Below are 25,737 nucleotides of genomic sequence, written 5' to 3'. Positions count from 1 at the left end.
CGAGGGGCGGGGTCCGAGCGCTCGGTGGCCCGGCGCTTGCTCAATGGCGGGGCATGATGAAACACGCTCGCTCCGCCTGGTGGCTCTTCGCTTCGCTTCTCCCCCTCACCGCGGCCGGTTATGGCTGCAGCGGCTCGATCGACGCGCCCACACCGCCGACGGCCGAGGCGCGCGGCACGCTGACGCAGGCCCAGAGCTGCGCCGATCTCGAGCAGATGCTCAAGCAGGACGCGGTCGCGAAGATGAACGCGCAGATCGACGCGATCATCGCCGAGATCGAGGCCAACGGCGGTTACTGGGGCTACCCCGATTACGGCTGGGAAGACGGCGGCGACGTCGGCACCTCCACGGGCAACGGCGGCGTGCCTTCCCCGCCCCCCGGCGGCGGCGTGGGCGGCTCGGGCGGCGCCAGCGGCGGCACGGGCGGCTCCAGCGGCGAGCCGAGCAACGGCGGCGACGGGAGCGGCGAGCCCCCGGCGCATTCCGAAACGAACACGCAGGTCGCGGGCGTCGACGAGGCCGACCTCCTCAAGACGGACGGCAATTACATCTACCTGCTCCACGGCCAGAGCCTCGAGATCCTGAAGTCCTTCCCGGCCTCGGATCTCGCGATCAACACGACCACGGCGGTCGAGGGCAACCCGATCGAGATGTTCGTGACCGACGACCAGCTCGTCATCTACTCGCAGGTCGACGGCACGCAGCTCTACAAGGACGCGGGCGTCGATCCGCGCTCGCCCTACTACGATTATTATGGCGGCGGCGTGGCCTACGACGGGTATTACAACCCGTACTACGCGCCGCTCACGAAGATCACGGTCCTCGGCCTCGACGCCGGACAGACGACGGGCGTGCAGAAGGAGGTCTATTTCGAGGGCAACTACGCCTCCTCGCGCCGCGTGGGCCAGCACGTGCGCACGGTGCTCTCCGGCGGCCAGCATGGCCCGGTGCTGAGCTACTACCCCGAGTTCGCGAACGAGTCCGATTACCCGCAGACGGTCGAGCAGTGGACGACGGCGTTCGAGGATCTGCGCTTCAAGAACGCGCTCGCCATTTACGCCTCGACGCTCAATGACTGGCTGCCCTACCGCTTCGAGAAGAGCAACGGCACGGTCTCGCTCGTCCCGCCGAGCTGCAGCTCGTATTACGTGCCCACCGAGGGCTCGACGGTGTACGGCATCACGCAGGTGGAATCGTTCGCCCTCGACAACCTCCACGCGCCCCTCGTCGAGACGAGCATCGTCGGCGGCGTGGACACCGTATATTCGAACGCCGATTCGCTCTACCTGGCGGCGCGGGCCTGGAAGGACCCGGGGCTCAACTGGAACCTGCCCGTCGAGGCGGTCGACACCACCGAGACGTTCGTCCACAAGTTCGACCTCGCGGCGAATCCGGCGCAGCCGGCCTACGTCGCGTCGGGCAAGGTGCCCGGCCAGGTGAAGAATCAGTTCTCGCTCGACGAGAAGGACGGCCAGCTCCGCATCGCGACGACGCGGCAGCTCGCCTCGCAGACGGACTGGACGACCTCGAACGACGTGTACGTCCTCGGCCAGAACGATGACGAGCTCGTGCAGGTCGGCGCCGTCACGGGCCTCGCCCTCGGCGAGCAGATTTATTCGACGCGGTTCATCGGCAACCGTGGTTATGTCGTGACGTTCCGCCAGGTCGACCCGCTCTTCGTGATCGACCTCTCGACGCCCACGGCCCCGGCCGTCCTCGCCGAGCTCAAGATCCCGGGCTTCAGCGAGTACATGCACCCGATCGACGACAATCACCTGCTCACGATCGGCCAGGACGCCACGAATGACGGCCAGATCATCGGCCTCGCGCTTCAGGTCTTCGACGTGACGGATCCGACGGCGCCGGCGCTGATGCACAAGTACACGTTCTCGGGCGCGGATACGGGTTATACCGAGGCGGCGTACAACCACAAGGCGTTCAACTATTATGCCCCGAAGAACCTGCTCGCGTTCCCCTTCAGCGGCTGGAACCCGAACACGGGCAACCTGAAGAGCTCGCTCGAGCTCTTCGACGTGACGCTCGACGGCGGCATCCAGAAGCGCGGCTCGATCGACCACACGAGCTTCTTCCAGGCCGATCCGTACGGCTACTGCGGTGGCTACTACGGCGTCGACGTTCGCCGCGGCGTGTTCATCGACGATTACGTCTACGCGATCTCGTACGGCGGCGTGACCGCGAGCGACGTGACCAGCCCTGAGACGATCGTCTCCTCCGTCGCCCTGCCCCAGCCGGTCCAGCCCTACGACTCCTGCGGCGGCGATCTCTGAAAAAAACCCGCCGCGCCCCGAGGCCCTCTCCTCCCCAGCCTCGGGGCGCGGCGATTCCTCAAGACGAACGCTCCCGCGTCATCTCGGTCATCGTCGCGCGAAACCCGAGCGACGCAAAAAGCCTCTGCGCCGCTTCGTTCTTCGAAGCCGTCGAGAGCACGACGCGCGGGGCGCCGAGCTCCGAAAGCCTCTGAATCATCCCCTCGCAAAGCGCGCGCCCCGCGCCGAGCCTCCGCCCCTCCGGCTCGACGTAAAGGTCGTGCAGGGCGCCGTACGCGTCGAGCAGAAGCGCCCAGTCGCGACCTTCGAGGCGACCCCAGGCATACCCGACGACCCGCCCCGCGCCGTCCTCACCCCGGGCCTCGGCCACGAGCACGATCGAGCCCTGCCGGCGCATCTCGCTCGCGAGAAAGGCCCCGTATCCCCGCTCGTCGCTCACCAGGCAAAATCGGAGCGGATCGAGCGAATGATGATACTGGACGAGCGCCGTGCCCATGCGGCCGAGCGCGACGACGTCTTCGGGCTTGGCCGGACGAACGAGAACGGGAGGGGAAAGCGTCATGGGAAGTCCTTAGGAGCGTGCATGCCGAAAAAGAAGGCGGACGGCTTCGAGCGTCACCAATCGCGGAACCGCTGCCGGAGTTTTTCCACGCGCGCCTAGCCGTCGATCACCATCTCCGCGATGCGCCTCCGGTGATGCGCCGCGTCCCCGAACGCCGCGCGGCTCCACTGCGCGCGCTTGAAATAAAGCTGCACGTCGCACTCCCAGGTAAAACCAATGCCGCCGTGGAGCTGCACGGACTTCGCCGCCGCGAACGCGTACGTATCCGACGCGTGCGCCTTCGCCATACGCGCGAGCTTCTCGGCCTGCGCGGGCGCGTGGTCGATCGCCACGGCCGCGCGATACACGAGCGAACGCGAGAGCTCGATCTTGGCGAGCAGATCCACGAGCGGGAACTTCACGGCCTGGAAGGCGCCGATCGGCCGGCCGAATTGCTGCCGGATCTTCGCGTATTCGGTGGTCGTGCCGAGCAGCCGATCCGCGCCGCCCACCATCTCCGCCGCGAGCGCCGTCCAGATTCGCGGCATCACCCGGCCGAGGATCGACACGGCCGCGCCTTTTTCACCGATCCGATCGGCGTCGCTCACCACCACATTCTCGAACCGCACGGCCCCGCTCCGCCGCGTGGCATCCACCAGTTTGTCCGGCGACACCGTCACGCCCGGCGACGCGGCCGGCAGGGCGAACAGACTCGGCCCCTCGGGCTCGGTCGCCGTCACGAGCAGGAGAGCCGCGCTCGGCGCGTCCACGACGAGCTCCTTCTCGCCGGAAAGCAGAATACGCTCTCCCTCGCGGCGCGCCGTCGCCTCGACGTGCCCGACGTTCCAGCCCCCGCGCCGCTCCTCCAACCCCACGGCCGCGCGGACCTTGCCCTCCGCGATCTGCGGCAGCCAACGTGCCTTCTCCGCCTCGCTCGCCGCCTCCCGGAGGACGAGCGTCGCGAAGAGCGTCCCGACAAACGGCAGCGGCGAAAGCACGCGGCCCATTTCTTCCATCAGGACCGCGAGACTCGTCATCGACATCTCGCTCCCGCCGTGCGCCGCGGGCACCACGAGGCCGAGCCAGCCTGCCTCGGCGGCCCGCGCCCACAGACCCTCGTCGAAGCCCGCGGGCGTCTCCATCCATCGCCGCACGTCCTCCGTCTTGCAGGAGGATTCGAGCAGCTTCCGCGCTTCGCGCCGGAGGAGCGCCTGCTCCTCGCCATAACCGAAATCGTCGGGGATCCGAGCGTTCGTTTGCATGGTCCCTCTCCTCAGGTGCTCTTCGGCAGGCCGAGGATCCGCTCGCCCACCAGGTTACGCTGAATCTCGCTCGTCCCGCCGCCGATGGTGAAGCCGAAGCTGTTCATGTAGGCCCGCTGGAAATGGCCCCCGTCCGCCGCGCGCTCGGCGCCGAACGCGTATTGCGCGAGCGGCCCTTCGAGCTCCTGGCCAACCGCCGCGAGCTTTTGCCCGAACTCGGTCGACACCAATTTGCTCAAAAACGGAAGCGCGAGCGGGCGCTCCTCGACGAGCCCGGGGACACGCGCCCGGAGCGCCGACGCGAGCAGCGCTTCCTCTTCGATCGCGAGCTCCGCTATGCGATCCCGCATCACGGGATCCTCACTCGCGGGACGACCATCACGAGACACTTCTTTCGCGAGCGCGACGAGCCGCGCGACCTCACCGCCCGACGCGAGCGCCCCGCCCGTGGCGCTGCCCTCGGACGCGCCGCGCTCGAATGCGAGCGTCATGACCGCGAGGCGCCAGCCGTCCCCTTCCCCGGCGAGCAGGCACGACGCCGGGACCTCGACGTCCTCGAAGAGCACCTGATTGAACCCGCCCTCGCCCGTCATCTTCACGAGCGGCCGCACCGACACGCCCTTCGATTTCATGGGGAACAGGAAATAACTGATCCCCGCGTGCTTGGGCGCGTTCAGGTCCGTGCGCGCGAGGAGGATCATGAAATCGGCCCAGAGCGCCTGCGTCGTCCACACCTTGTGGCCATTGACGATGTAATGGTCGCCCTTCCGAACGGCGCTCGTGCGCAGGCTCGCGAGATCACTGCCCGCGCCGGGCTCGCTGAAGCCCTGGCACCAGACCTCGTCGCAGGAAAGGATGTTCCGCAGGTATCGTTGCTTCTGCTCCTCCGTGCCCACCGCGAGGATCGTCGGGCCCGCCCAGTCGAGGCCGATGCGGTTCACGAGGAACGGGACGCCGGCGAGCCCCATCTCCTCCGCCACGACACGCTGCGACCCGGGCGGCAAACCCTTTCCGCCATACGCCTCGGGCCACTCGACGCCGAGCAGCCCCGCGTCATACACCTGCTTTTGCCAGGCCTTGAGCCAGAGGAATTGCTCTTCGGACTCGACCTCCAGAAATGTCTGCGGGAGCTTGAAGCCCGGATCGGACGGGCGGTTGTCACGGAAAAACGCTCGCGCCCGCTCGCGCAGGTCACGCTTCTCGGCGGTGTCTCGGCTCGGGTCCATGCTGAAACGCATGGTACCACGAGGTTTTACCGCTGCGAAGAGCTCACGCTCGGCTTCGGCGCGCGTACGCCCATCGAACGAAGCGCGCCCTTGAGGCCCTCTTCGAGGTCCGCGACCGTCGTGAGCCCCGAGAGATCGACGCCAAGCTCCACCATGGTCTGCGCGACCTTCGGCCGGATGCCGCTCACGATCGCGCGCGCCCCGAGCAGCTCCGCGGCGCGCACGATACGCAGGAGGTGGTCGGCCGTCTCGGCGTCGAGTGTATCGACGCCCGTCAGATCGAGGATCGCATAGTGCGCGCCGCGCTGGACGATCTCCTGGAGCAAGGCCTGCATGATGGTCGTCGCGCGCGCCGCGCTCACTTGCCCGACGATGGGCAACGTCAAGATGCCCTCCCATATCTGGATGATGGGGGTCGAGAGCGCCGCGATGGTCCTCGCTTGCTGCTCGATCAGGAAGGCATTCTCTTTTTCGGTGCGGCGAAGCGCGTCCTCGGTGACGCGGCGCTCCTCGACCTCCTGCCGGAGCCGCTCCAGCGCGACCGCGAGGTCCGCGCGCGTGGCCGCGTCCGCGGCGAGGAGGCGCTCGAGATCGCCCTCGATCGTGCGATCCGAGGGGCGCACGATGAACTCGTCCGCCTCATCGCCCCGGGCCTGGAACATGACCTGCTGCGCCCAGCAATTCTTGCCGAAGAGGCGCGCGCAAAGCCCGGCGAACTTGCCGCCCATCATGCCCGAGCCCCAGCACGCGGAGAGAGTGCGCTGGTAACTGGCCTCCCAGCCGTTCTTGCAGCGGAATCGGCCCACCTCGGCCTCGCGGTCGAGCGAGACGATCTCCCAGATCCCCCAGCCCGCCGCCGCCGCGATGCGCGCGAGCGAGGCAAACCCCTCCTCGAAGCTCGCGAACGTCTCGATGTGCGCCCAGTCTCCGTCGACGCTGTCGCGCCCGCCACTCTGCAACGCGAGGTTGAATCGCTCGACGCCCACCATGCGTGAAAGGCCGAGCATGAGGCCGGCGACGGTCGTCTCGGTCCACATGATCACGGACGGATTGCCGCCACATGACAACATGCCTTTCCGCATATCGAAGGACACGGACACGTCGCCGACCTCGCAGGCGACGATGGAATCGTGCTTCTGTTGATCAGGGACTTGGCTCCCCGAGAAAAGAACGCCGGTCATGATCACCCCCCGGTGAATGCCGCACGATACGCGTCCGGAACGCGTTCGTATGCTCGGGCCAATCCTGAATGAGGGGACCGGGACGTGCCCCAAGCGCGCCGGGGCGCGGGCGTATGGGATCAGAACGCAGGTTGCGCGGCGAATCGGACGAGGTGATGCTCCTCGTCGCCGAAAAGGGCGTTCAGGACGTGCATGCGCTTGAAATACAAGCCGATATCGTGCTCGTCTGTAATCCCGATTCCGCCGTGGAGCTGGATGGCTTGTTGCGTGACGTAACGTCCGCAAATGGCAAGCTCGACCTTCGCCGCGCTGACGGCGAAACGGCGCGCGGCCGGATCGGGGTCCGAGATCTTGATACTCGCGAGGATCGAGGTGCCCTTCGCGAGCTCCATGCGGACGAACATGTCGACCGCGCGGTGTTGCAAGGCCTGGAACGTGCCGATCTTCACGCCGAATTGCTCACGCGTCTTCAGGTAGTCGACGGTCATGGCGACGGCCGCGCGCATGACGCCGAGCCCCTCCGCGCACGCGGCCGCGGCGCAAAGATCCATGATTTCATCGAGCACGGGCGCCGCCGCGCCCTCGGGCCCGAGGCGGTTCGCGCCCGGGACGATCGCGCCGTCGAGCTTGATCGTCGCGGCCCTTTGCCCATCCATCGTCTTCACCGGCGTGATGCAGAGGCCCTTGGTCTCCCGCGGGAGCACGAAGAGTGAGATGCCGTCGCTATCGCCCGGAGCGCCCGCGGTGCGGGCCGAGACGACGATCACATCCGCGGCGTGGCCATTCTGGACGAAAATTTTCTCGCCCTGGAGCACGTAATCGTCGCCCTTTTTCGTGGCCGTCGTCTCGACCCATGTCGAATCATAACGACCGCCGCGCTCGGCCCAGGCGAGCGCGAGGCTCGTGTCGCCGGCGAGGAGCGGCGCGAGGAAGGCCTCGTGTTGCTCGGCGCTTCCCGCGCGCAGGATGGCCGTGCCCGCCGAGAGCACGGACGCGACATACGGCTCGGGGAGGAGCCCCGCGCCGAATTGCTCGAGGAGGATCGCGACGTCCACGAACGAGCCGCCGAGGCCGCCCGCGGATTCGGGGAAGGCGAGACCGATCCAGCCGAGCTCGGCCATCGTTTTCCAGAGCGATTTGCTCCAGCCGATGGAGTCTTCGCGGAGGGCGCGGAATCGCGTGACGGGAGATTCCTTCTTGACGAAGGAGGCCACGGTGCTTTCGAGGAGCTTCTGATCGGGAGTGAGGTCGAAATTCATGGCGAGTCCCCGTCAGCTCGGCAGGCCGAGGATGGCTTTGGCGATGACGTTCTTCTGGATCTCGTTGCTGCCGCCGTAGATGCTGGCCGCGCGCGTGTAATTGAACTGCGGGGGAATCGAGGCACAGCCCTCGGGGACCGTGCCCGGCTCGTTGTGCCAGGAGAGCGAATCGTGCCCCATCAGGTCCATCGCGAGCTCGTACATCTGCTGCATGATCTCGCTGCCGCGAATCTTCAGGATACTCGACTCGGCCCCCGGCGCGTGTCCGAGCTCGGCCGAGGCGATCGCCCGGTAATTCGCCATCTTGAGCGCCCAGAGCTCGATCTCCATCCGGGCAATCCGCGCGCGCCACGACGGCACCTCGATGAGCGGCACGCCCTTCTCCTTCGTCGCCGCCGCGATGCATTTGACGCGCCGGAGCATGCGCGTCGACAACCCCACGGCCGCGATGTACGTGCGCTCGTGGCCGAGCAGCGCCTTCGCCAGCGTCCAGCCACCATGCAGCGGGCCGACGAGGTTTTCCGCGGGCACGACGACGTTCTCGAAGAACGTGTCGCAGAACGCGAGCGTCCCGGCGATCGTGAGCGTCGGCCGCGCCGTGACGCCAGGCGCCTTCATGTCGACGAGGAAAAAGCTGATGCCCGATTGCTTCTTCGCGGTCTTGTCGGTCCGCGCAAGCACGAAGATCCAGTCAGCGTACTGCGCGTACGTCGTCCAGGTCTTTTGCCCATTGAGGACATAATTGCCTTTGCCGTCGGGCTCGGCCGAGAGCTTGAGCGAGGCGAGGTCGCTGCCGGCGTTCGGCTCCGAATACCCCTGGCACCAGACCTCCTCGCCCGCGAGGATCTTCGGCAAGAAGCGCCTGCGCTGCGCGTCGCTCCCGAACTGGAGGATTAGGGGCCCGACCATCGTGAGGCCGAACGGAGAGAGCCCCGGGGCGCCGGCGAGCTCGAGCTCCTCGGTCAGGATGAAGCGGCGCGTGACGTCGAGCCCAGCGCCGCCCCATTCCGCGGGCCAATGGGGAGCAACCCAGCCCTTCGCGTAAAGGATCCGGTGCCACTCCATGATTTCGTCGTGATCGAAATGCCCGTCGACGTCCGCTTTCTCGCGGATGCGCGGAGGCATGGCCTCCCGGATCCACGCGCGGACCTCGTCGCGGAAGGCGATCTGTTCAGGGGTGAAGGACAGGTCCATCAGGCTCTCCGGGGTCGGTCCATAGTGCGAACGGGCGCCGGAGGGAAGCCCCCTCGTGTCCTTCACGGGGCCTCAGAGGCTTCTCCCGGTTTCGTCCCGGTCCACTTTGCGCAGCTCCAGCGGGGTGCCCCCCGTCCAGCGGCGGAAGGCGCGATAGAAGCTGCTGCGCTCCGTGTAGCCGAGGAGGAAGGCGATCTCCTGAATCGAGAGGGATCGATCCTGCAGATAGCGGTCGCAGAGAGCGCGGCGCTGCTCGTCGAGGAGGTCGTTGAAGACGACGCCCTCGTCCTTGAGGCGGCGCTGCAAGGTGCGCGGGCTGAGCGCGAGGCGCCGGGCGATGTGATCTTGCGAGGGAGCGCCGCCGCGCAGCTCCTCGACGAGGAGGCGGCGCACGCGATCGGCGAGCCCGTTCTCGTGCGGGAGGCTATCGAGCTGGATCCGGGCCTGCTCCTCGAGATAGGCGCGGAGGCGTGGATTGGCGAGGCGAAGCGGCCGCTCGAGCTCTTCGCGATCGGTGATCATCCGGGTCTCGGGCATCTCGAAGCGCACGGGGCAGCCGAACGCCTCGTCGTAGGGGCGGAGATCACGCGGGGCCGGATGCTGGAACCAGATTTCGCGCGGCCGAAAGGCCTCGCCGACGTAGATGCTGAGGCTCTTCACCCAGGTCGCTGCGATCGACTCCGCCATCGCGCCGATCCGGCCGATGGATGGGTGCAGCACTCGGCGGAGACAGGCGTCGCCGCCCTCCAGGTCGAGGGCAGGGAGCAGCATCTCATGAACGAGATGCCGATAGCGGTCGGCTTGCAGCACGGCCTCGCCGAGCGTGGCGGCGTGCGCCGCCATGTACGTGAGCAAATTGCCGTGATCGAGCTCGAAGCTGGCGCCAAAGGTCAGGCCGAGCGAGCCCTTCGGGAAGCGTGGCGCCGCGATTCGCCACAAGGCCACGTACCGAGCCATGGGGACGCGCAGATCGGGATCCACGAGATCGGTCTCGGAGGCGCCCGCCGCGGCGAGGAGCGGCCGTGGGTCGAGGCCGGCGCCCTCGAGGACGCTCACGACGTGCCGGAAGGCGCCCGCGTGCACCGTGCTCGTCACCTCCGGCGCGCGGAGCGATCGGGCGCGCTCGCGCGGCTCTGTCTGGCTGGGCGCCTCTTCCGCGGTCGTATACGTATCCATCACGTCTGTCCATGACACCGGCGCGACGGGTGTCGGCGTTGGTTTCTTGCCGCGCGTGTCGGTGGACGCAACAACATTGTCGCAGGCGGACACTGGCGGGATTCCGGGAGAGCAGGCATCCTCGATTGCATCGATGAGCGCAAACAGCGCGGGGCGCGCCGGATCGGCTGCCTCTCATGCCTGCGTTCGCCACTCGTATCCCACCCGACCGCGTGTCGGGTGACGGAAGGAGGATTGTCATGCTCAAGAAAATTCTCGCTGGCCTGGGTCTCTCGCTTTCTCTCATGGCCTGTCTGGGCGCGCCCGAGGAAGGTGTGACCGTGGACGAAGGCCCCGTCGCCACCGCAGAGCAGGCGCTGCGGCCTTCGGGTCGCTATCGGACCTACTACAGCGACAACACGTACACGGTGGCGGTGGGCTGGGAAAACCGCGAATGCGATTGGCGGTACGACTCTTCCGACGGCGACTTCTCCGCTTACTACAAGGAGTTCCGTTACGATTGCCCCGAATACAACGATCCCTTCCTGCCGTCGACGAAGTGCTGGGACTGTACGACGGCGACGTCGTGCACGCTCCAGCCGTGCCCGTAAAAGGCCTGTCAGGGGCACGCCGGCGGGACGAACGCCGGATCGACGAGATCCACCGCCACATTGCCCGCGCCGCCAAAGTCGTTCTCCGGCTCCCACGGGTCGACGTCGAAGAAAGCGGGCTCGGTCCAGCCGTTTGACGCATTGATGAGGTTTCTGTCTGTCGTTGCTTCCTCCTCACCCAGGCTTCGCCTGGCGCACTGGTGCTCAGGATCTACAGCGTCACGATCGAATTGCTGCGGCGGCTGCGGCCCATCATCGAGAAGATCGGCGGGAAGGATGCGAACCTGGCGGATCAGCTACGGCGCGCCGCCACAAGCGTGCCGCTGAATCTGCACGAGGGCGCGTATTCGCAGGGGCGGAACGAAAGGGCGCGGTGGCACACGGCCATGGGTTCGGCGGCGGAGGTGCGGGCATGCCTCGATGTGGCGGAAGCACTCGGATACGTGGATAGAGTGGACGAGGAGCTGCGCAACAAGCTGGACCATCTCGTCGGTACCCTGCATCGGCTCACGCGGCGATAATGGTTCGTGCGGGCCGTCCTCCCCCAGGGCGGCCCGCTCGCACGGCCTGGATCTCAGCGCCCATGACACCGCACATCGCGCCATTCACGGTGGATCCTGGCGATCCTTGTGCACGGCGAGGGCGGAGCCGCGCAAGAGAATTCACAGGCTGGTGGGACACACAATGTCTGTGCGCGACGGGTCCCGCGTCGTATCCGACCACCGACCGGCGCGTCGAAGACCTCCACGATCTATGTCGACGAAGACCCCGGCCGTTGCCGACAACCGCAGCGAGCCCGTCGACGAAGCCCCCAGCCGTTGCCGACGAGCACGGCGAGCATCTCGACAACCACCCCAGCCGTTGCCGACGAGCGCAGCGAGCATGTCGACAACCACCCCGGCCGTTGTCGGCGACCACGGCGAGCCGGTCGACGAAGCCCCCAGCCGTTGCCGACGAGCCCGGCGCCCTCACGGCGACGGGAACCAAACGCTCGCTTCTCCCGATCGCCCGAACGACCTCCGCGCGCGGCGCCCCATCCCTGTTTCGCCCCCGCGCGGTCGCGGAAATCGTCTACGCTTCGTCGGTCACGGCTCCGACGACACCATCGAAAAACTCCACGCAGCTCGTGTCGTCGAGCAGCCGATTCCATCCGCGCTCGTCGAAAGGCACCGGCAGCCCGTGGTTCGTGAGCAGGACGGCAACGAGCTGCCGCGACGGGTCGACCCACACGAACGTGCCCGCGCCCCCCGACTTGCCATACGAGCCCGGCGACAGGCGCGTCCCGCCGGGCGAGAATCGCGGCGTGAAGAGCTCCCAGCCATACCCCTTCGGCGCCGACACGAGGTTTTCGAGCGGCGACGTGTCCGTCTTCCGCGCATCGACGAACGGCGTCTGATTCGCGACCATCGCGGCGACAAGCTCCGGCCCGAGGATACGCTTTCCATCGTACGTGCCGCCGCCGAGCACCATCTGGCAGAACGTGGCCACGTCCTTCACCGTGGAAAACACGCCGTCACAGCCGCACACCCCGCCAAGCAAAAAATCCTGGTCGTCCTGCACCGTGCCCCGCACGACCGCGGTGCGCCGCTGCGTGGCGCCCGTCGCCGCGATGCGCGGGTGCAGCGCCGCCGCGGGATTGTACGTCGTGTCGACCATTCCGAGCGGCCTCCACACGGCGTCGCGGGCGAACGCGTCGAGCGTCATGCCCGAGGCCGCCTCCACGACCTTGCCGAGCAGGCGATACGTGAGGTCGCTGTATCCCACCTTCGTCCCCGGGGGATACTCGAGCGGTGTCGCCGCCATTTTCCGCCATATCTCGATCGGCTTCTCGTCGAAAAAATGGTTGTCGAGCGGCAGGCCCGACGAATACCGGAGCATGTCCCGTACGGTCACCCGCTCCTTGCCCGCCCCCTGGAACGCCGTCAGGTACTTGACGACCGGATCGTCGAGGCCGAGCTTGCCCCGGTCGACGAGGATGAGTGTCGAAATGGCCGTCGACACGACCTTCGTCATTGATTCGAGGTCAAACAGAGTGTCGAGCGTCACGGGCTCGACGCCCCCGCGGACCTTCTTGCCATAGGCGTGCTGCGCGACGACCTTGCCGTGCCGCGCCACGAGGGCCGCAAAGCCTGGAAAGCCCTCGTCGTTGACGCGGCGCTCGAGGCGCGCGAACACGTCTTCGAGCCGATCGAACGACATGCCGACGTTCTCGGGCGCATCCGGCACGAGCGGACCCGTGGAAGACGAAGACACGAGCGGTTTCGGCGTGTCCGCGCCGCGCGACATAGGCTCCGGGCAGCAAGCCGATGCGAGCAGCAGAGACCCGACACCTTGAAGAAGTCGGCGGCGATCGAGGGAGGACGTGAACTTGCCCATAAGAAGGGAGATTCTTCGTCAGCGGAGGGGATGGAAGCGTCACGCGGGCACACAGGGAACGCCCGCGCGCAAGCGCAACATTTTGCCGACCTTTACGTGGGCAGCAAGTTCCACGTCAGGGGGGTGCGCGGTTTTGACGGGGGTTTGGGGGCAGAGCCCGGCGCGCCCGGGCGAGCCCCCAAGCGCCCGAAGCATGGTCGCTCACTTCGAGCCCACGGATTTCCTTGGCGTCCAGGCGGGCGGATCACTGGCGGGAAAAGATTCCTCGGATGCCTCGTCCACGAGCTCGTCGGCGACCGTTTTGGGTTCGAGCACCCGGGTCTCCCCTTCCCATGCGACCGGCGGCCTGCCGTGCTCGGGCTCGTCGGCCGGCGTGCAGCCGCTCGGTTTCTCGGGCTGGGACGTTCGATCGTTGCGTTCCCCGGGGTTCCACGTCTGGGCCATGAGGTTCCTCCACGGGTCTCATGCCCGCCTCGGGGCGGACCGCAAGAGGGGCACGGACCGAACCGGGCCGCCGTCATGCGGGGCGCCGAGCGCATCCTCAATGGATGACTCGGCCAAACCCTGGACGTGGGTCTTTTCGTGCCCAACGAAAGCGGCGAGTCCGAGCCACGCGGCATCCGGCTGGCCGAACGCCACGCGAGGAGACAGATCATGGCCGAAAAAAATAAGGACGAGGGCAAGGGCACGATGACCGTCCAGGAGGCGGGGCACCTCGGCGGCAAGGAGGTTCAACATCAGCGTGATCTCCGCGATCGGAAGGAGGTCCGCGGGCAGGCGTACGACAAGCCAGGACCGCCCGAGGGGACGGCGTTCGGCATCGGCGCGATCACGCAGGCGCTCGCCGGGATGGAATTTCCCGTGACGAAGCAAGACCTGCTCGAACGGGCGGGCGATCAGGAGATCGAATATCGCAAGGGGCAGCCCGTCTCGCTCCGTCAGATCATCGAGGACCTCGAAGACGAGGAGTTCCCCTCGATGGCGAACGTCGTGCAGGCGGTGAGCGGCGCCCTCAAGGAAGAGGGGCTCAGCGGCGGCGGCGAAAAAGAGGAGAAGGCGGCCTAGCGCCACACCCCCGGGCCCCTCTCCATGCCGTGGAGAGGGGCCCTTCAGGGTTCGTCATTCGACCGTGACCGTCTTCGCGAGGTTGCGCGGCTGGTCGACGTCGTTGCCCTTCAGGTTCGCGACGAAATACGCAATGAGCTGGAGCGGGAGCACCGTGAGGAGCGGGAGCACCTCGTCCGGCGCTTTCGGGATCCACACGATGTGCTGCGCGAGCTCCAGCATCGGCTCGTCGCCCTTCGTGGCAATGGCGATGACCTGACCCTCGCGCGCGCAGACCTCCTGCAGGTTCGAGAGCATCTTCTCGTATTGCGCGTCGCGCGGGCAAACCGCGACGACCGGGAGCTGCTCGTCGATCAGCGCGATCGGGCCGTGCTTCATCTCGCCCGCCGCGTAGCCCTCGGCGTGCGCGTAGGAGATCTCTTTCAGCTTGAGCGCGCCTTCGAGCGCAATCGGGAAGCCGAGCCCGCGGCCGAGGAAGAGCACGTCCTTCGCGTGCACGAGCTTCTTCGCGATGGCGTGCACGTAATCGGCGTCGCCGAGGATCTCGCGCTGGTGGCTCGGGATCTCCCAGAGCGCCTGCAGCACCTTCTGCGCGCGCTCCTGCGGCAGCGTGCCGCGCCGCCGGCCCATGTACACCGCGAGCAAGAGGAGCGCCGCGAGCTGCGTCGTGAAGCATTTCGTCGAGGCCACGCCGATCTCGGGGCCCGCGTGCGTGTAGAGCGCGCCGTCCGCCACCCGCGGGATCGCGCTGTCGAGGACGTTCGCCACCGCGAGGACCCGCGCGCCGCCCGCCTTCGCCGCCTTCACGGCCGCCAGCGTATCGGCCGTCTCGCCCGACTGGCTCACCGCGATCACCAGATCGTCCGGGTAGAACAGCGGCTCGCGGTAGCGCACCTCGCTCGCGAGCTCCACGACCGAGGGCACCTTCGCGAGCTGCTCCATCCAGTAACGACCGGCGATCGCCGCGTGGTGGCTCGTCCCGCAAGCCACGAAGTACACGCGCCGGATCTGCTTCGCCACCTCGGGCGGCACGCCCATCTCGGCCGCGTAGACGTCCCCCTCGGCGAGGTCGATCCGGCCGCGCAGGGTCGCCTCCACGACCTCCGGCTGCTCGTGGATCTCCTTGCGCATGAAATGCTTGTAGCCCCCACGTTCGGCCTGCACCGGGCTCCAGTCGATGTGCTTCGCCTTGCGGGTCACGACCTCGCCGGCGACGGTCTCGCAACGCACCCCCGAGGCGCGTAGCTCCACCACGTCCCCGTCCTCGAGGAACATCATCGAGCGCGTGTGCGCGAGCAGCGCCGGAATGTCGCTGCCGCAGAGCATCTCGCCCTCGCCGAGGCCCACGACGAGCGGCGAGCCATGCCGCGCCGCGACCACCACGTCCGGCTCCTCGCGCGACACGACCGCGATCGCGTAGGCGCCCACGACGTGCCGCAGGGCCGCCTGCACCGCGGAGAACAGCGTCTTCTGGCCGCGCGAGAGCTCGCGGTGGATGAGGTGCGCGACGATCTCCGTGTCCGTGTCCGAGAGGAACTTCACGCCCTCGGCTTCGAGCTCCTGCCGCACGGCCACGTGGTTCTCGATGATGCCGTTGTGCACGACGGCGACCGGCCCGGCCGAGTGAGGGTGCGCGTTCGCCTCGCTCGGGCGTCCATGCGTCGCCCATCGCGTGTGCCCGATGCCCGTCGAGCCCGCGAGGGGCCGCTTCTCCAGCGCCTCGGACAAACGCGCGAGCTTGCCCAGCGTCCGCACAATCTCGATGGAACGACCGTCATGGATGGCGACGCCGGCCGAGTCGTACCCCCGGTACTCGAGCTTCCGCAACCCGTCGACGATGATGGGGGCCGCATGCCGCGTCCCGACGTATCCCACGATCCCGCACATCGGATGCCTCGCTTCGGAAAGCGGCACGCGCGCCGCTGCCGAGGTGTAACCCGAGCGGTGGCTCCGAGCGAAAAAACTTCGACACCGGCCGCGGTGCGGTGCGTCAGGAATCCTCGTTCCGCCCCGCACGCGTACGGCGCGCGAAGGCGATCGCGATCCCGCAAGCGAGCGCGGACACGAGCGCGGCGCCCCCGAACGCGAGGGCCCCGCCCCCGCGGCGATAGACGTGGATCCAGCCGAGCATGCCGGTGACGGACCCCAACGAGATGGTGGCCACGAACACCCCCTGCGCCGTTCCGAGAAGGTGCTTGGGCGCACGATCTTTCACGTAAGCGAGGGCCGAGACCCACGGGAGGCCGAAGGTGATCGCGTGGAGGGGCTGGAGCACGAGGAGCGGCCAAAAGCCCGGGACGAACCCGATGAGGATCCAGCGGAGCACGGCGACCCCGTACGCGATGGCGAGCAGGACCGGGGCGCGGACACGCGCGGCGAGGGCGCTCGCGTTCGCCATGAGCACGACCTCGGCGGAGACGCCGACGGCCCAGGTCGCGCCGAGGATCCGCGGCGAGGCGCCCCGCGCGAGCAGGTGCAGCGAGAAGCACTGGTCGTAACAAGCGAAGGCGACCTGCGCGAAAAACGCCGAGGCGAGGAAGAGGCGCACGTCGGCGCTCGTGAGCAGGGCGCGGATCTGCGCGGCCGAGGGCCTCGCAGGGACGGGCACGCGGGAAGGGAGCGCGAAGCTTATGCCGAGCGTGACGAGGAGGAGCGCGGCGATGGCGAGCGGGATCTGCACAGCAGACGTCGGCTCGAGCCCGCCGGCGAGGATCGCGGCGACGAGAAACCCCATCGAACCGAAGAGGCGCGTCATGCCGTAGGGCACGTGCCCCTCGCGGGCCGCTTCGAGGGCCACGACGTCGCCCAGCATGGTCATGGGCGTGCGGAAAAACGCGAAGACGACGACCGGCAGGAGCAGCGCGGCGAAGGTCCCGCCCCCGGCCCCCGCGAGCGCCGCGACGCCGGCAAACCCGACGAACGCCCCTGCGCACGCGACGCGGAGGAGATGGCCCCGCAGGCCGAGCGCGTCGGCCACGAGCCCGAACACGGGCGGGCCGATCACGCCCATCGCGGGGTACGTGGCCATGAGCAGGCCGAAGTGCACGCCCTCGATGCCACGCGCGGCGAGCCAGGGCGGAAAAAACGGCAAATACACGCCGAGCACCGCGAAGCTCGCGAGGTAGTAGAGGCGGAGCGCGACGACGCCGGGCACGTGCGGCGCGCACTTTGCACGACGAAACGGGCCACCGCAATAGGGCCTGGACACCAATGGTCGCGCCCGACCGAGCGCAGGAAATTCCCTCGGTGGGGCCTCGGCGAACCCGGGGGTACCGTCGTCCGATCGAAAGCGCCAGGCAGTGTGAAGGAGGAAAGCGATGCACGATCACGCCACGCACGGCAGCCACGCGCACGAACATGGAGAGGGCTGCGGCCACACGGCGATCCGGCACCAGGGGCACACCGATTACCTGCACGATGGGCACCTGCACCACGCGCACGGCGATCACACGGACGAGCACGTCATTGCAGTGGACCAGGCGAACCGCGCCGAATGCACGCCCTCGCACGCCTGCGGCGAGCACCAGCAGAGCCACGTGCACGGGCCTGCATGCGGGCACGAGGGGGTCCCGCACGGAGATCACCTCGATTACCTCGTCGGCGGGCACCTGCATCATCCGCACGGCGGGCATTGCGACGATCACGGCAAGCTCGAGCTCGCCTGATCCAGGGCTCCCGACACGCGTCTTGCGGCCCGACCTGGCCGGCTGGTAGCCTCCCCCGGCTGGAGGGTCTTTTCATGAAATCGAAGGATGATCGGCAATCGATCGAGCGCCCGCTCGGGCGCGTGGTTCTCTCGTGCCTCGGCATCGCGCTCGCCTCGCTTGCCGTGGCCTGCGCGGGCGGCTCGAACAACAACCCGACCGGCGGAGGCGGCGAGGGCGGCGACGGCTCCGGCGCGGCGGGAGGAGGAGGCTCGGGCGGCGCGGGCGGCGAGGGCGGCGAGGGCGGCGGCGCGATCGTCTACCCCGTGGCCCCGGAAGAGGTCGTGAAGTTCAACCCCGCGCTCGGCGAGCTGCCGGAGGGCATCGCGATCGACGGGACCACGGCGTACGTGAGTTACTCGGTGAACCCCAAGGTCGTGAAGCTCGACCTCGAGACCGGCGCCGTCACCGATTACGGCACGATTCCGGGGCCGGTCGGCCTCGCGTTCCCGCAGGGCGTCGGCATCGACGCGAACAAGAACGTGTACGTCGTGGTGAAGAGCGAAAGTCCGCAGCAGTTCCAGGCGGGGGTCTACAAGTTCCCGCCGGGCGGCGGCGAGGCCACGTGGGTCCCGGGGACCGAGACGTTGACCTACCCGCGCGCGATCACGTTCGCGAGCTTCGGTTCGGGCTTCGTGTCGAACCCCGTCGCCGCGTCGTTCACCGAGATCCAACCGGGGGACGCCGTGGGCTCGGAGATTGGACCCAGCAAGGAGTTCTCGGGCGACCAGATGTCGGCTTGCGCGTACGGCGAGATGATACCGAGGGGAATCACGAGCGTCGTCGCCTCGGGCACCAGCATGGCCGATGCCTCGTTCTTCTGGACCAACGCCGACCGGGCGACGATTTACCAGGGCGGATTCGTCCCCGCCGGGGGCGGCGCGGTCACGTTCCAGCTCGGCGGCGCGATCGCGGGCCCCGATTGCGCGCTGCTCGGCGGCGTCGAGAGCCTGATCGAGGATCCGGTGGACGTGAGCCTGCTCGTCGTCGCGCGCGCCGCGCACAAGATCGTCCGCGTGCAGTTCACCGGAGAAACCCAGGTCCTCTCCGAGGGGGAGGGCTTCTACGAGCCCTCCGCCATTGCGATTGGCAAGACGAGCAAGGGCCGCTTCCTCTACATCACGAACTCGGCGCACACGACGTACAACAAGGGCGGCATCCCCGGCGTCGTGCGTATTCCGCTCCCCGACGCCAAGTAAACGCCCGCCCGGCGACCTTGCTGCACCGCAGCAATCCTCTCCATCCTCTCACATCGTAACCTTCATTTCCGTGCCTGCGGCGCGTGTTGCACCGCCGCAGACGACGCTTGCCTTCCTGCACCCGCGCGCCTACCCTCGATCCGATTACGGTGGAGGTTTGCCATGGCATTGCGTGAGGTTTCCGTAGGCGTGCTTGTTTTGCTTCTGGCGGCGGCCTGCGGCCCGACTCCGGATCCCGAGGCGACCGGTGGCCAGGGAGGCCAGGGCGCATCGGGCGGGAATGGGCCCGGCGGCTCGGGCGCGGGCGGCGCGGGCGGCGCGGGCGGAGAAGGCGGCAGCGTGCCGTATCCCTCTGCGGATGCATTCGACCCGGCGTACGACGCTTATTTCGATCCGCCCGCGGCCGGCGCGTACGTCGACGATTACCGCGTCGTCGGCGAGATCACCCCGCCGTCCTGGTCCTGGGGCAAGATCGAGCTCGTCGAGGGGCTTCAGCGTTACCGCACGGAGGGTTACAACGTCCGCACGCAGAAGCTCCGCTGGGAGGACACGTTCGAGGACGACACGTACAAGCTGAAGACGTATTTCGGCGCGCTCAATCAACAGCTCGTCGACGGCTTCAACATCCATTACAAGGACGCGTGCGCCGGCGAGGTGGGGAAATCGGGCGCGCCGGCCTGCGGCAAGAAGGGGCCGATGCGCCCCGAGGCGCGGTTCGTCCTTTTGCACCACGGTCCGAAGACGGCGTCGCTCTCCTGTGACAAGACGAAGACGCCCGTCTTGCTCGTGCACGGCGCCATGCAAAACGGCAACGTCTGGCTCCTGCCCGGCGGCGACGACGGCGCGGGGAGCGCGTACCCGGGCACGGCGCAGAAGACGGGCTTCGTGCAATGGCTCGAGGAGCGCGGGCATTGCACGTACGCGCTCACGTTCGGCACGTTCCACGGCGACAACTTCAACCAGGCGACGAACCTGGCGAACGTGATCCGCCGCGTCTCCGCGCTCGTGGGCCAGCCCAAGGTCGACATCGTGGCCTGGAGCAAAGGCGTCCTCTCGGCCGACCTCTACCTCTCGAATGTTTCGAGCTGGAAGGATTGGGGCTCAAAACATTTCGAGCGCGTCGCCGCGGACTCTGCGAAGAACGTGCCCGCCTTCCGCAAGGACGTGCGCACGTACGTCGCGCTCTCCGGCCCGCACCTCGGCATCGACCTGAACTTCCGCCACCCGTTCAACAACCTCATCATCTACAGCACGCCCGACGCCGCGCCGATCGGCCAGGGCCCGGTGACCTGGGGATGGATGAGCGCCGTGCAATGCGTGACGTTCGGATATGCCTCGGGGCCGAACTCGATCTTCCCGAACCCCTACGCCTACTCGGCCTGCGAGAACCGCGGCGCGACGTGGCCCGATTTCTGGACGCGCATCTACACCTCGAACATCACGGGCCTCGACGCCGAGGGCAAACCCGTCTCCGCGATGAGCCTCGAAGCCCTGAACGCAGCCGAAGGCGTGAGCGGCGCGGACTTCGATTTCGATCAGTACAACCACGCGATGTGGGGCTCGCTCGACGAGTCCGGCGCGTATGTCTCGGCCTACCTCGGGCAGCTCCAGACGGCCTACGACCTGCGCAGTTTCTACCCCTTGCCGAACCGCCAGGATGATCCGGTCTCGTACGATTGGTCCGAGCTCGACACCGACGAGTCGAAGTGGCGCGACTGGGTGAGCGTCTACAAGCTCGGCTACAACCCGGCCGGGGCGTGGGGCACCGGTGGGTGGATCGAGGACGACGACGCGCACATCACCTGCCGCGCCACCGCCTACGAGCCGCAAACCTCGCCCTGCAAGGCGAAGCACGCGTATTACGATACGACGCACGCCGAGGATTATTCGTTCGGGTACGCGACGTACACGCTCATGGACGGCGTCGGTATCGAGGCCGTCATGGAAATGGGCGGCAACTTCATCGAGCGATTGAAGAACCACGGTCTGAGCCCCGACCTCGATTCCCTCTACGTGGTGCACGGCCAGAAGCCCGGCGCGCCCGGCACGATCTTCGAGATCGACGGCATGGAGTGCCCCACCTGCGATCCGAAAGGCGACGGCGTGCTCTTCGACGTGAGCATCGCCGCGCAGGATCAGCTCACGCAAGGCTGGTCGGCCGATGCGAAGGCCTCCCGCTCGAAGCAGGAAGGTGTTCCGTTTGGGCACCTCGAGGTCGGCGTCGCGCCGGCCGTCTGGGAGAAGATCGGGGCCGTCTTCGACAAGTGATCCCGACGCACGCGGCGCGGGCCCGCGCGGGGCTTTCCCCCGAGGCCCGCGCCGCGGTACAACGCGCCATGTCCAAAGACCTCGCCCTGCCCGCATTGGTGACGATTGTCGCCCTCGTGACGTATTTCGTGCTCACGATCAACGTCGGCCGCGCCCGCACGAAATTCAACGTCCCGGCGCCCCAGACCTCCGGGAACGCCGATTTCGAGCGCGTGCTGCGGGTGCAGCAGAACACCGTCGAGCAGATCATCCTGTTTCTCCCGAGCCTGTGGATGTGTGCCCTGATCACGAGCCCCAAGATCGCCGCGGGGCTCGGCGCCGTGTGGATCCTCGGCCGGATCGTCTTCGCGTGGGGCTACTACCAGGCCGCGGAGAAGCGCGGGCCTGGCTTCGGGATCACGATGCTCGGCAACATGGGCCTGCTCATCGGATCGATCTACGGCGTGATCACGACCCTCCTGTGATAGGCTCCGGCGGAGCCGCGTCGAGGAGGGCCGGAGAGTTCGATGCTACTTGCGCCGGGGACCGTGATCGCGGGCCGATACCGCCTAGAGCGGCCGCTCGCGTCCGGGGGCATGGGCTCGGTGTGGGTCGGGCGGCACGTCACGCTGCAGACCGACGTCGCGATCAAGTTCATCTCCACCGAGTCGACCGCGTCCCAGGCCGCGCGCGCGCGCTTCGAACGTGAGGCGCGCTCGGCGGCGCACCTCCGCCACCCGAACGTCGTCGCGGTCCAGGACTACGGCATCGAGAACGAGACGCCGTACCTCGTGATGGAGCTCCTCCGCGGCGAGAGCCTGGAGGAGCGCATCCACTCGCACGGCCGGCTCTCGCTCGCGGCGCTCGCGCAGATCGTGCAGCAGATGAGCCGCGGCCTGCGCAAGGCACACGAGGCGGGCATCGTCCATCGCGATCTCAAGCCGGGCAACGTCTTCCTCGCGCGGGACGACGACGACGAGGTCGAGGTCGTGAAGATCCTCGACTTCGGCATCGCCAAGGAGACGGACATGTCCCTCGGCGAGGCCACGAAGACCAGCGAGCTCATGGGCTCGCCGCATTACATGAGCCCCGAGCAGCTCCGGAGCTCGAAGAAGACCGACGTGCGCAGCGATCTCTGGTCCGTCGGCGTCGTGCTCTACCGCGCGCTGACGGGCAAGATCCCCTTCCCCGGCGACACGCTCGCCGAGGTGATGGTGCAGGTCTTTTCCGCGCGCCTGCCACCGGCGACCTCGATCGTGCCGGAGCTGCCGCCCGCGATCGACGCGTTCTTCCAGCGGGCGCTGGCGAGAAATCCCGACGATCGGTTCCAGTCGATACGCGAGCTCGCCGAGGCGTTCCAGTCGGTCGCGAGTGGTCGCGGCATGCCAGCGGCGCCCGCGCCCCCGAGCCCGCCGGAGGGCGCGCGCGGCTCGCTTCCGAGCGTGAACGCGCTGGGTACGCCGCTGCCCGTGGCACCGCCGATGGGCGGCGTGCCACCTGCGCCGTCTTCGTCACCGGGTCTGTCGGCGCCGCAGTTCACGTCCCCTGCCCCGGCGTCCTCGCGAGGTTTTGGGGGGCTCACGCAGCCGGAGGCTGCACTGCGCTCCCCACACCCCCCAGGGGTGCCGGCTGCACCGAACTCCTCGCGAAGTCCTTCGGCGCCGCAGTTCGCGCCGGCTGCGCCGACGTCCTCCCCCGGTTTGTCGGCGCCGCCGATCTCTTCGCCAGGTTTGTCCGCACCGCAGACCTTGGCCTCCACGACGACGCCGCCCGTGCCCGTGGTTGGTCCGGACGCACCTCCGCCGCTCGTGCCGGGAGGCCCCACCGCGCCGCCCGTCTCGATGCCGACGTTCCCGGAGGCGGCCACGCCGCAGCCGCCCGCGGACGCCTCGGCCGCGCCGCTCGGCGCCCCGTTCCAGGAGCCGCCCGCGGCCGCGCCCTTCCCTGCGCCGCCGGGCGCCGCCGCGCCGGAGCGCGAGCCCCCGAACCCGCTCGACCCGCGTGCGTCCCGACGAACCCGGCAGGTGCAAGCGGCCGTGATCGGCGTGCTCGTCGTGGGTCTCTTGGTCGCGATCGTGCTCATCGCGTCGCGCCGCTCGCCCGATCCCGAGGCGGCCGCGTCTCCGCCCGAGGCGACATCGCCCGATTCGGCGGGAGCGGCCACGGCGGCGGGCACGGCGCTCACGCCGGACGAGATGGCCGCTGCAGTCCCGGACGAAACGCCGATCGAAATCCTCGCGGACGAAGCGGCGGCCGCCCCGAGCGCAACGCAGGCGCCGCGCCCCTCGGGGTGGAAGCCGATCCCGAAGGGCCACGGGCGACTCCTGATCCGTGCCAAGGGAGGTATCTGCAAGGTCACCGTCAATGGCGTGTACTACGGTGTGACGCCGGTCGACGCGATCGTGGAGACGGGAAAGCAACGCATCTTCTGCCGCATGCCCACGGGCTCCACGCGATCCAAGGAGCTACGCGCGCCCGAGTTCAAGGTGACCAAGGTCGAGTTCGAAGTGAAGCAATGACGGCGGCCACGGGCGGCCTGCCACGCTCGGAATTTGGCGGGCGACGAAACGCTAGGCTTTCGCTATAGGTAGTATTGGCCAACGTGACGAGCTCAGATACGAAAGACGATCTGCCCGAGGAGATCGAGGCAGACCTCGTAGAGGACGACGAGGAGGAGCGCCGGGACACGCGCGAGTGGCGTACCCGCTCGTGGCTGCCGAAAGCGCCGCTCTTCGGGCTCGACGCGAGCTTGTCGGAGCTCGGCGTGGCGATCCTGGAAGCCGACGCCGAGGGCCGCCTCGTGCGCATGAACGCGACCGCCGAGCGCCTCACGGGCGAGAGCTTCGAGGAGAGGCGCGGCGCGCAGCTCGACGAAGTCTTCCGCGTGCGGCCCGCATCGCCCCCGACGCCGTTCCCGTCCGAGGGCTCGTCGGTCGGCCCGCTCCCGACGGGCATGCTCGGGCAAACCGCGTTGCTCGAGCGGAAAGACGGGCAGATCGTGGCCATCCGCCACGCGACGGGCATCTCGACCGCGAGCGAGGGCGCGACCGGGCGCGCGGGCAAACTCGTGGTCTTCCGCGACGCGAACGTCGAGCAGCTCCTCTCGCTCCAGATCGCGCGGCAAGCGCGCTACGACGCGCTGACGGGTCTCTTGAACCGCCACGCCTTCGCCGAGCGCATCGAGCAAGCGCTCGCGCAGAGCCGTGAGCGCGGCGTGCGGCACGCGCTCGTGTACTTCGACCTCGATCGGTTCCGGCTGGTCAACACGACGTGCGGCCACGACGCGGGCGACGACCTCCTCCAGTGGGTGGCGACGCGCCTGCACGAGATCATGGGGCCGCAGGACGCGGCGGGTCGGATCGGCGGCGACGAGTTCGTGGTGCTGCTCCATGGGCGGGACACGCTCGAAGCCGAGCAGGTCGTGCGCAAGCTCCAGCGGACGCTGCACGAGTTCCGCTTCGGCTGGCAGAAGAAGACGTTCCCGGTCGAGGCGAGCATGGGCCTCGTGCCGTTCGGCGCCGAGTTCCACCGCGCGGCCGAGGTGCTCGGGGCCGCGGATCAGGCCTGCCGCTTGGCGAAGGACAGCGGCCGCGGGCGCCTGCAGATCTACATGAACGACGACCAGGACATGGCGCGGAGCCGGCGCGCCATGCAGTGGGTCGCCAGCATCCAGCGCCACCTCGCGGACGGGCGGCTGCGCCTCTTCGCGCAGGAGATCCACGCGCTGCCGCCGACGAAGCGAAGGGGCCTGCATTTCGAGGTCCTCGTGCGCGTGGTCGGCGACGAAGGGCAGCTCGAATCGCCGGTCGGGATCATCCAGGCGGCCGAGGACAGCCGCATGATGGACGAGATCGATCGGTACGTCGTGTCGAGGACGCTGGCGACGCTCGGCTCGCTGCCGAAGGAGCACCTGAAGCACCTGCACACGTGCGCGATCAACCTCTCGGCGCTCTCGCTCCTGCGCGAGGGGCTGCTCGATTTCCTCGTCGAGCAGCTCGGCAAGTACAAGGTGCCGGCGACGAAGATCTGCTTCGAGATCACGGAGACGGCGGCGTTCGCGAACCTGCAGGAGGTGCTCTGGATGATGCAGGAGCTCGGGGCGATGGGCTGCCGGTTCGCGATCGACGATTTCGGCAGCGGGCACGCGTCGTACGGGTACCTGGAGAGCTTGCCGGTCGATTACGTGAAGATCGACGGCATGTTCGTGCGGAGCATGCTGGACAGCCCGCTCCACCGGGCGATCGTGGAGAGCGTGCAGCGCATCGGCGGGATGCTGGGGATCGAGACCGTGGCCGAATCGGTCGAGACGCAGCCGATGGCGGAGATGCTCTCGAACATGGGCATTCATTATGCCCAGGGCTGGCTCTACGGAAAACCGAAGCCGATCGGCGACGTCCTGGCGACGCTGGCCTTGCCGGACGGGAAATGA

The 25,737-nt window shown here is 68.1% G+C and carries 21 protein-coding genes; 10 read left to right on the top strand and 11 right to left on the bottom strand.

Features of this window, described 5'->3' with window-relative positions:
• Nucleotides 1-53 precede the first annotated feature (53 nt).
• Nucleotides 54-2,288 carry a beta-propeller domain-containing protein gene (locus KEG38_RS20050; RefSeq protein WP_272421328.1) on the top strand — a complete coding sequence of 745 codons (2,235 nt, stop codon included), beginning with the start codon at nucleotides 54-56 and terminating at the stop codon, nucleotides 2,286-2,288.
• Between the two features lie 58 nt (nucleotides 2,289-2,346).
• On the opposite strand, the gene KEG38_RS20045 is transcribed toward KEG38_RS20050, so the two are convergent.
• The 7 genes from KEG38_RS20045 to KEG38_RS20015 all read right to left on the bottom strand — a co-directional run bounded on the left by KEG38_RS20045 (nucleotide 2,347) and on the right by KEG38_RS20015 (nucleotide 10,127).
• The gene (locus KEG38_RS20045) at nucleotides 2,347-2,850 is read right to left on the bottom strand and encodes a GNAT family N-acetyltransferase (RefSeq protein WP_272421327.1); all 504 of its coding nucleotides are present in this window, start codon (nucleotides 2,848-2,850) and stop codon (nucleotides 2,347-2,349) included.
• Between the two features lie 95 nt (nucleotides 2,851-2,945).
• A complete protein-coding gene (locus tag KEG38_RS20040) occupies nucleotides 2,946-4,091 on the bottom strand; it encodes an acyl-CoA dehydrogenase family protein (RefSeq protein WP_272421326.1) in 1,146 nt (381 codons plus the stop codon).
• An 11-nt stretch (nucleotides 4,092-4,102) separates the two neighbouring features.
• Entirely contained in the window at nucleotides 4,103-5,317 is a 1,215-nt protein-coding gene (locus tag KEG38_RS20035) for an acyl-CoA dehydrogenase family protein (protein ID WP_272421324.1), read from the bottom strand.
• 26 nt (nucleotides 5,318-5,343) lie between these two features.
• Complete coding sequence (locus KEG38_RS20030) at nucleotides 5,344-6,498, bottom strand: STAS domain-containing protein (RefSeq protein WP_272421323.1); 1,155 nt, start codon at nucleotides 6,496-6,498, stop codon at nucleotides 5,344-5,346.
• Between the two features lie 119 nt (nucleotides 6,499-6,617).
• Entirely contained in the window at nucleotides 6,618-7,757 is a 1,140-nt protein-coding gene (locus KEG38_RS20025) for an acyl-CoA dehydrogenase family protein (RefSeq protein WP_272421322.1), read from the bottom strand.
• Between the two features lie 12 nt (nucleotides 7,758-7,769).
• Nucleotides 7,770-8,951: an acyl-CoA dehydrogenase family protein gene (locus KEG38_RS20020; RefSeq protein WP_272421321.1), complete on the bottom strand. Its 1,182-nt coding sequence runs from the start codon at nucleotides 8,949-8,951 to the stop codon at nucleotides 7,770-7,772.
• A gap of 72 nt (nucleotides 8,952-9,023) precedes the next feature.
• Nucleotides 9,024-10,127 (bottom strand): AraC family transcriptional regulator, encoded by a 1,104-nt coding sequence (locus KEG38_RS20015; protein ID WP_272421320.1) that lies wholly within the window; start codon nucleotides 10,125-10,127, stop codon nucleotides 9,024-9,026.
• 239 nt (nucleotides 10,128-10,366) lie between these two features.
• Between KEG38_RS20015 and KEG38_RS20010 the strand changes: the two genes are divergently transcribed.
• A complete protein-coding gene (locus KEG38_RS20010) occupies nucleotides 10,367-10,717 on the top strand; it encodes a hypothetical protein (protein ID WP_272421319.1) in 351 nt (116 codons plus the stop codon).
• A gap of 200 nt (nucleotides 10,718-10,917) precedes the next feature.
• Nucleotides 10,918-11,238, top strand: a complete 321-nt coding sequence (locus KEG38_RS20005; protein ID WP_272421318.1) for a four helix bundle protein — start codon at nucleotides 10,918-10,920, stop codon at nucleotides 11,236-11,238.
• 550 nt (nucleotides 11,239-11,788) lie between these two features.
• Here KEG38_RS20005 and KEG38_RS20000 read toward each other — a convergent pair.
• Nucleotides 11,789-12,970, bottom strand: a complete 1,182-nt coding sequence (locus KEG38_RS20000; RefSeq protein ID WP_272421316.1) for a serine hydrolase domain-containing protein — start codon at nucleotides 12,968-12,970, stop codon at nucleotides 11,789-11,791.
• Between the two features lie 324 nt (nucleotides 12,971-13,294).
• Nucleotides 13,295-13,537, bottom strand: a complete 243-nt coding sequence (locus tag KEG38_RS19995; protein ID WP_272421315.1) for a hypothetical protein — start codon at nucleotides 13,535-13,537, stop codon at nucleotides 13,295-13,297.
• A 210-nt stretch (nucleotides 13,538-13,747) separates the two neighbouring features.
• On the opposite strand from KEG38_RS19995, the gene KEG38_RS19990 reads away from it, so the two are divergent.
• Nucleotides 13,748-14,158, top strand: a complete 411-nt coding sequence (locus KEG38_RS19990) for a DUF2795 domain-containing protein (RefSeq protein ID WP_272421314.1) — start codon at nucleotides 13,748-13,750, stop codon at nucleotides 14,156-14,158.
• 54 nt (nucleotides 14,159-14,212) lie between these two features.
• On the opposite strand, the gene glmS is transcribed toward KEG38_RS19990, so the two are convergent.
• Together glmS and KEG38_RS19980 are read right to left on the bottom strand one after the other, a co-directional pair.
• The gene (gene glmS, locus KEG38_RS19985; protein ID WP_308215637.1) at nucleotides 14,213-16,033 is read right to left on the bottom strand and encodes a glutamine--fructose-6-phosphate transaminase (isomerizing); all 1,821 of its coding nucleotides are present in this window, start codon (nucleotides 16,031-16,033) and stop codon (nucleotides 14,213-14,215) included.
• Between the two features lie 115 nt (nucleotides 16,034-16,148).
• Nucleotides 16,149-17,312: an MFS transporter gene (locus KEG38_RS19980; RefSeq protein WP_272421312.1), complete on the bottom strand. Its 1,164-nt coding sequence runs from the start codon at nucleotides 17,310-17,312 to the stop codon at nucleotides 16,149-16,151.
• A gap of 163 nt (nucleotides 17,313-17,475) precedes the next feature.
• Here KEG38_RS19980 and KEG38_RS19975 point away from each other — a divergent pair, with 163 nt between their 5' ends.
• From KEG38_RS19975 to KEG38_RS19950, 6 genes are all read left to right on the top strand, one after another.
• Nucleotides 17,476-17,823, top strand: coding sequence for a hypothetical protein (locus tag KEG38_RS19975; protein ID WP_272421311.1), 348 nt, complete (start codon nucleotides 17,476-17,478; stop codon nucleotides 17,821-17,823).
• 74 nt (nucleotides 17,824-17,897) lie between these two features.
• Nucleotides 17,898-19,061: an NHL repeat-containing protein gene (locus KEG38_RS19970; protein ID WP_272421310.1), complete on the top strand. Its 1,164-nt coding sequence runs from the start codon at nucleotides 17,898-17,900 to the stop codon at nucleotides 19,059-19,061.
• Between the two features lie 162 nt (nucleotides 19,062-19,223).
• A complete protein-coding gene (locus KEG38_RS19965; protein ID WP_272421309.1) occupies nucleotides 19,224-21,329 on the top strand; it encodes an esterase/lipase family protein in 2,106 nt (701 codons plus the stop codon).
• Nucleotides 21,330-21,397: 68 nt separating this feature from the next.
• Entirely contained in the window at nucleotides 21,398-21,793 is a 396-nt protein-coding gene (locus tag KEG38_RS19960; RefSeq protein WP_272421308.1) for an MAPEG family protein, read from the top strand.
• A gap of 42 nt (nucleotides 21,794-21,835) precedes the next feature.
• The gene (locus KEG38_RS19955) at nucleotides 21,836-23,827 is read left to right on the top strand and encodes a serine/threonine protein kinase (protein WP_272421307.1); all 1,992 of its coding nucleotides are present in this window, start codon (nucleotides 21,836-21,838) and stop codon (nucleotides 23,825-23,827) included.
• A gap of 83 nt (nucleotides 23,828-23,910) precedes the next feature.
• Nucleotides 23,911-25,737, top strand: a complete 1,827-nt coding sequence (locus KEG38_RS19950; protein WP_272421306.1) for a putative bifunctional diguanylate cyclase/phosphodiesterase — start codon at nucleotides 23,911-23,913, stop codon at nucleotides 25,735-25,737.

The sequence above is a fragment of the Polyangium jinanense genome, assembly GCF_028435265.1.
GTDB classification, from domain to species: Bacteria; Myxococcota_A; Polyangia; order Polyangiales; family Polyangiaceae; genus Polyangium; species Polyangium jinanense.
The sequence above is the reverse complement of the archived record's forward strand: the minus strand, read 5'-3'. Positions and strand labels throughout refer to the sequence as shown.

What these genes read in the sequence shown, in the direction of transcription:
- KEG38_RS20050 (WP_272421328.1), top strand. Translation starts at nt 54, where the DNA reads ATGATGAAACACGCTCGCTCCGCCTGGTGGCTCTTCGCTTCGCTTCTC.
- KEG38_RS20045 (WP_272421327.1), bottom strand. Translation starts at nt 2,850, where the DNA reads ATGACGCTTTCCCCTCCCGTTCTCGTTCGTCCGGCCAAGCCCGAAGAC.
- KEG38_RS20040 (WP_272421326.1), bottom strand. Translation starts at nt 4,091, where the DNA reads ATGCAAACGAACGCTCGGATCCCCGACGATTTCGGTTATGGCGAGGAG.
- KEG38_RS20035 (WP_272421324.1), bottom strand. Translation starts at nt 5,317, where the DNA reads ATGGACCCGAGCCGAGACACCGCCGAGAAGCGTGACCTGCGCGAGCGG.
- KEG38_RS20030 (WP_272421323.1), bottom strand. Translation starts at nt 6,498, where the DNA reads ATGACCGGCGTTCTTTTCTCGGGGAGCCAAGTCCCTGATCAACAGAAG.
- KEG38_RS20025 (WP_272421322.1), bottom strand. Translation starts at nt 7,757, where the DNA reads ATGAATTTCGACCTCACTCCCGATCAGAAGCTCCTCGAAAGCACCGTG.
- KEG38_RS20020 (WP_272421321.1), bottom strand. Translation starts at nt 8,951, where the DNA reads ATGGACCTGTCCTTCACCCCTGAACAGATCGCCTTCCGCGACGAGGTC.
- KEG38_RS20015 (WP_272421320.1), bottom strand. Translation starts at nt 10,127, where the DNA reads ATGGATACGTATACGACCGCGGAAGAGGCGCCCAGCCAGACAGAGCCG.
- KEG38_RS20010 (WP_272421319.1), top strand. Translation starts at nt 10,367, where the DNA reads ATGCTCAAGAAAATTCTCGCTGGCCTGGGTCTCTCGCTTTCTCTCATG.
- KEG38_RS19995 (WP_272421315.1), bottom strand. Translation starts at nt 13,537, where the DNA reads ATGGCCCAGACGTGGAACCCCGGGGAACGCAACGATCGAACGTCCCAG.
- KEG38_RS19990 (WP_272421314.1), top strand. Translation starts at nt 13,748, where the DNA reads ATGGCCGAAAAAAATAAGGACGAGGGCAAGGGCACGATGACCGTCCAG.
- KEG38_RS19975 (WP_272421311.1), top strand. Translation starts at nt 17,476, where the DNA reads ATGCACGATCACGCCACGCACGGCAGCCACGCGCACGAACATGGAGAG.
- KEG38_RS19970 (WP_272421310.1), top strand. Translation starts at nt 17,898, where the DNA reads ATGAAATCGAAGGATGATCGGCAATCGATCGAGCGCCCGCTCGGGCGC.
- KEG38_RS19965 (WP_272421309.1), top strand. Translation starts at nt 19,224, where the DNA reads ATGGCATTGCGTGAGGTTTCCGTAGGCGTGCTTGTTTTGCTTCTGGCG.
- KEG38_RS19960 (WP_272421308.1), top strand. Translation starts at nt 21,398, where the DNA reads ATGTCCAAAGACCTCGCCCTGCCCGCATTGGTGACGATTGTCGCCCTC.
- KEG38_RS19955 (WP_272421307.1), top strand. Translation starts at nt 21,836, where the DNA reads ATGCTACTTGCGCCGGGGACCGTGATCGCGGGCCGATACCGCCTAGAG.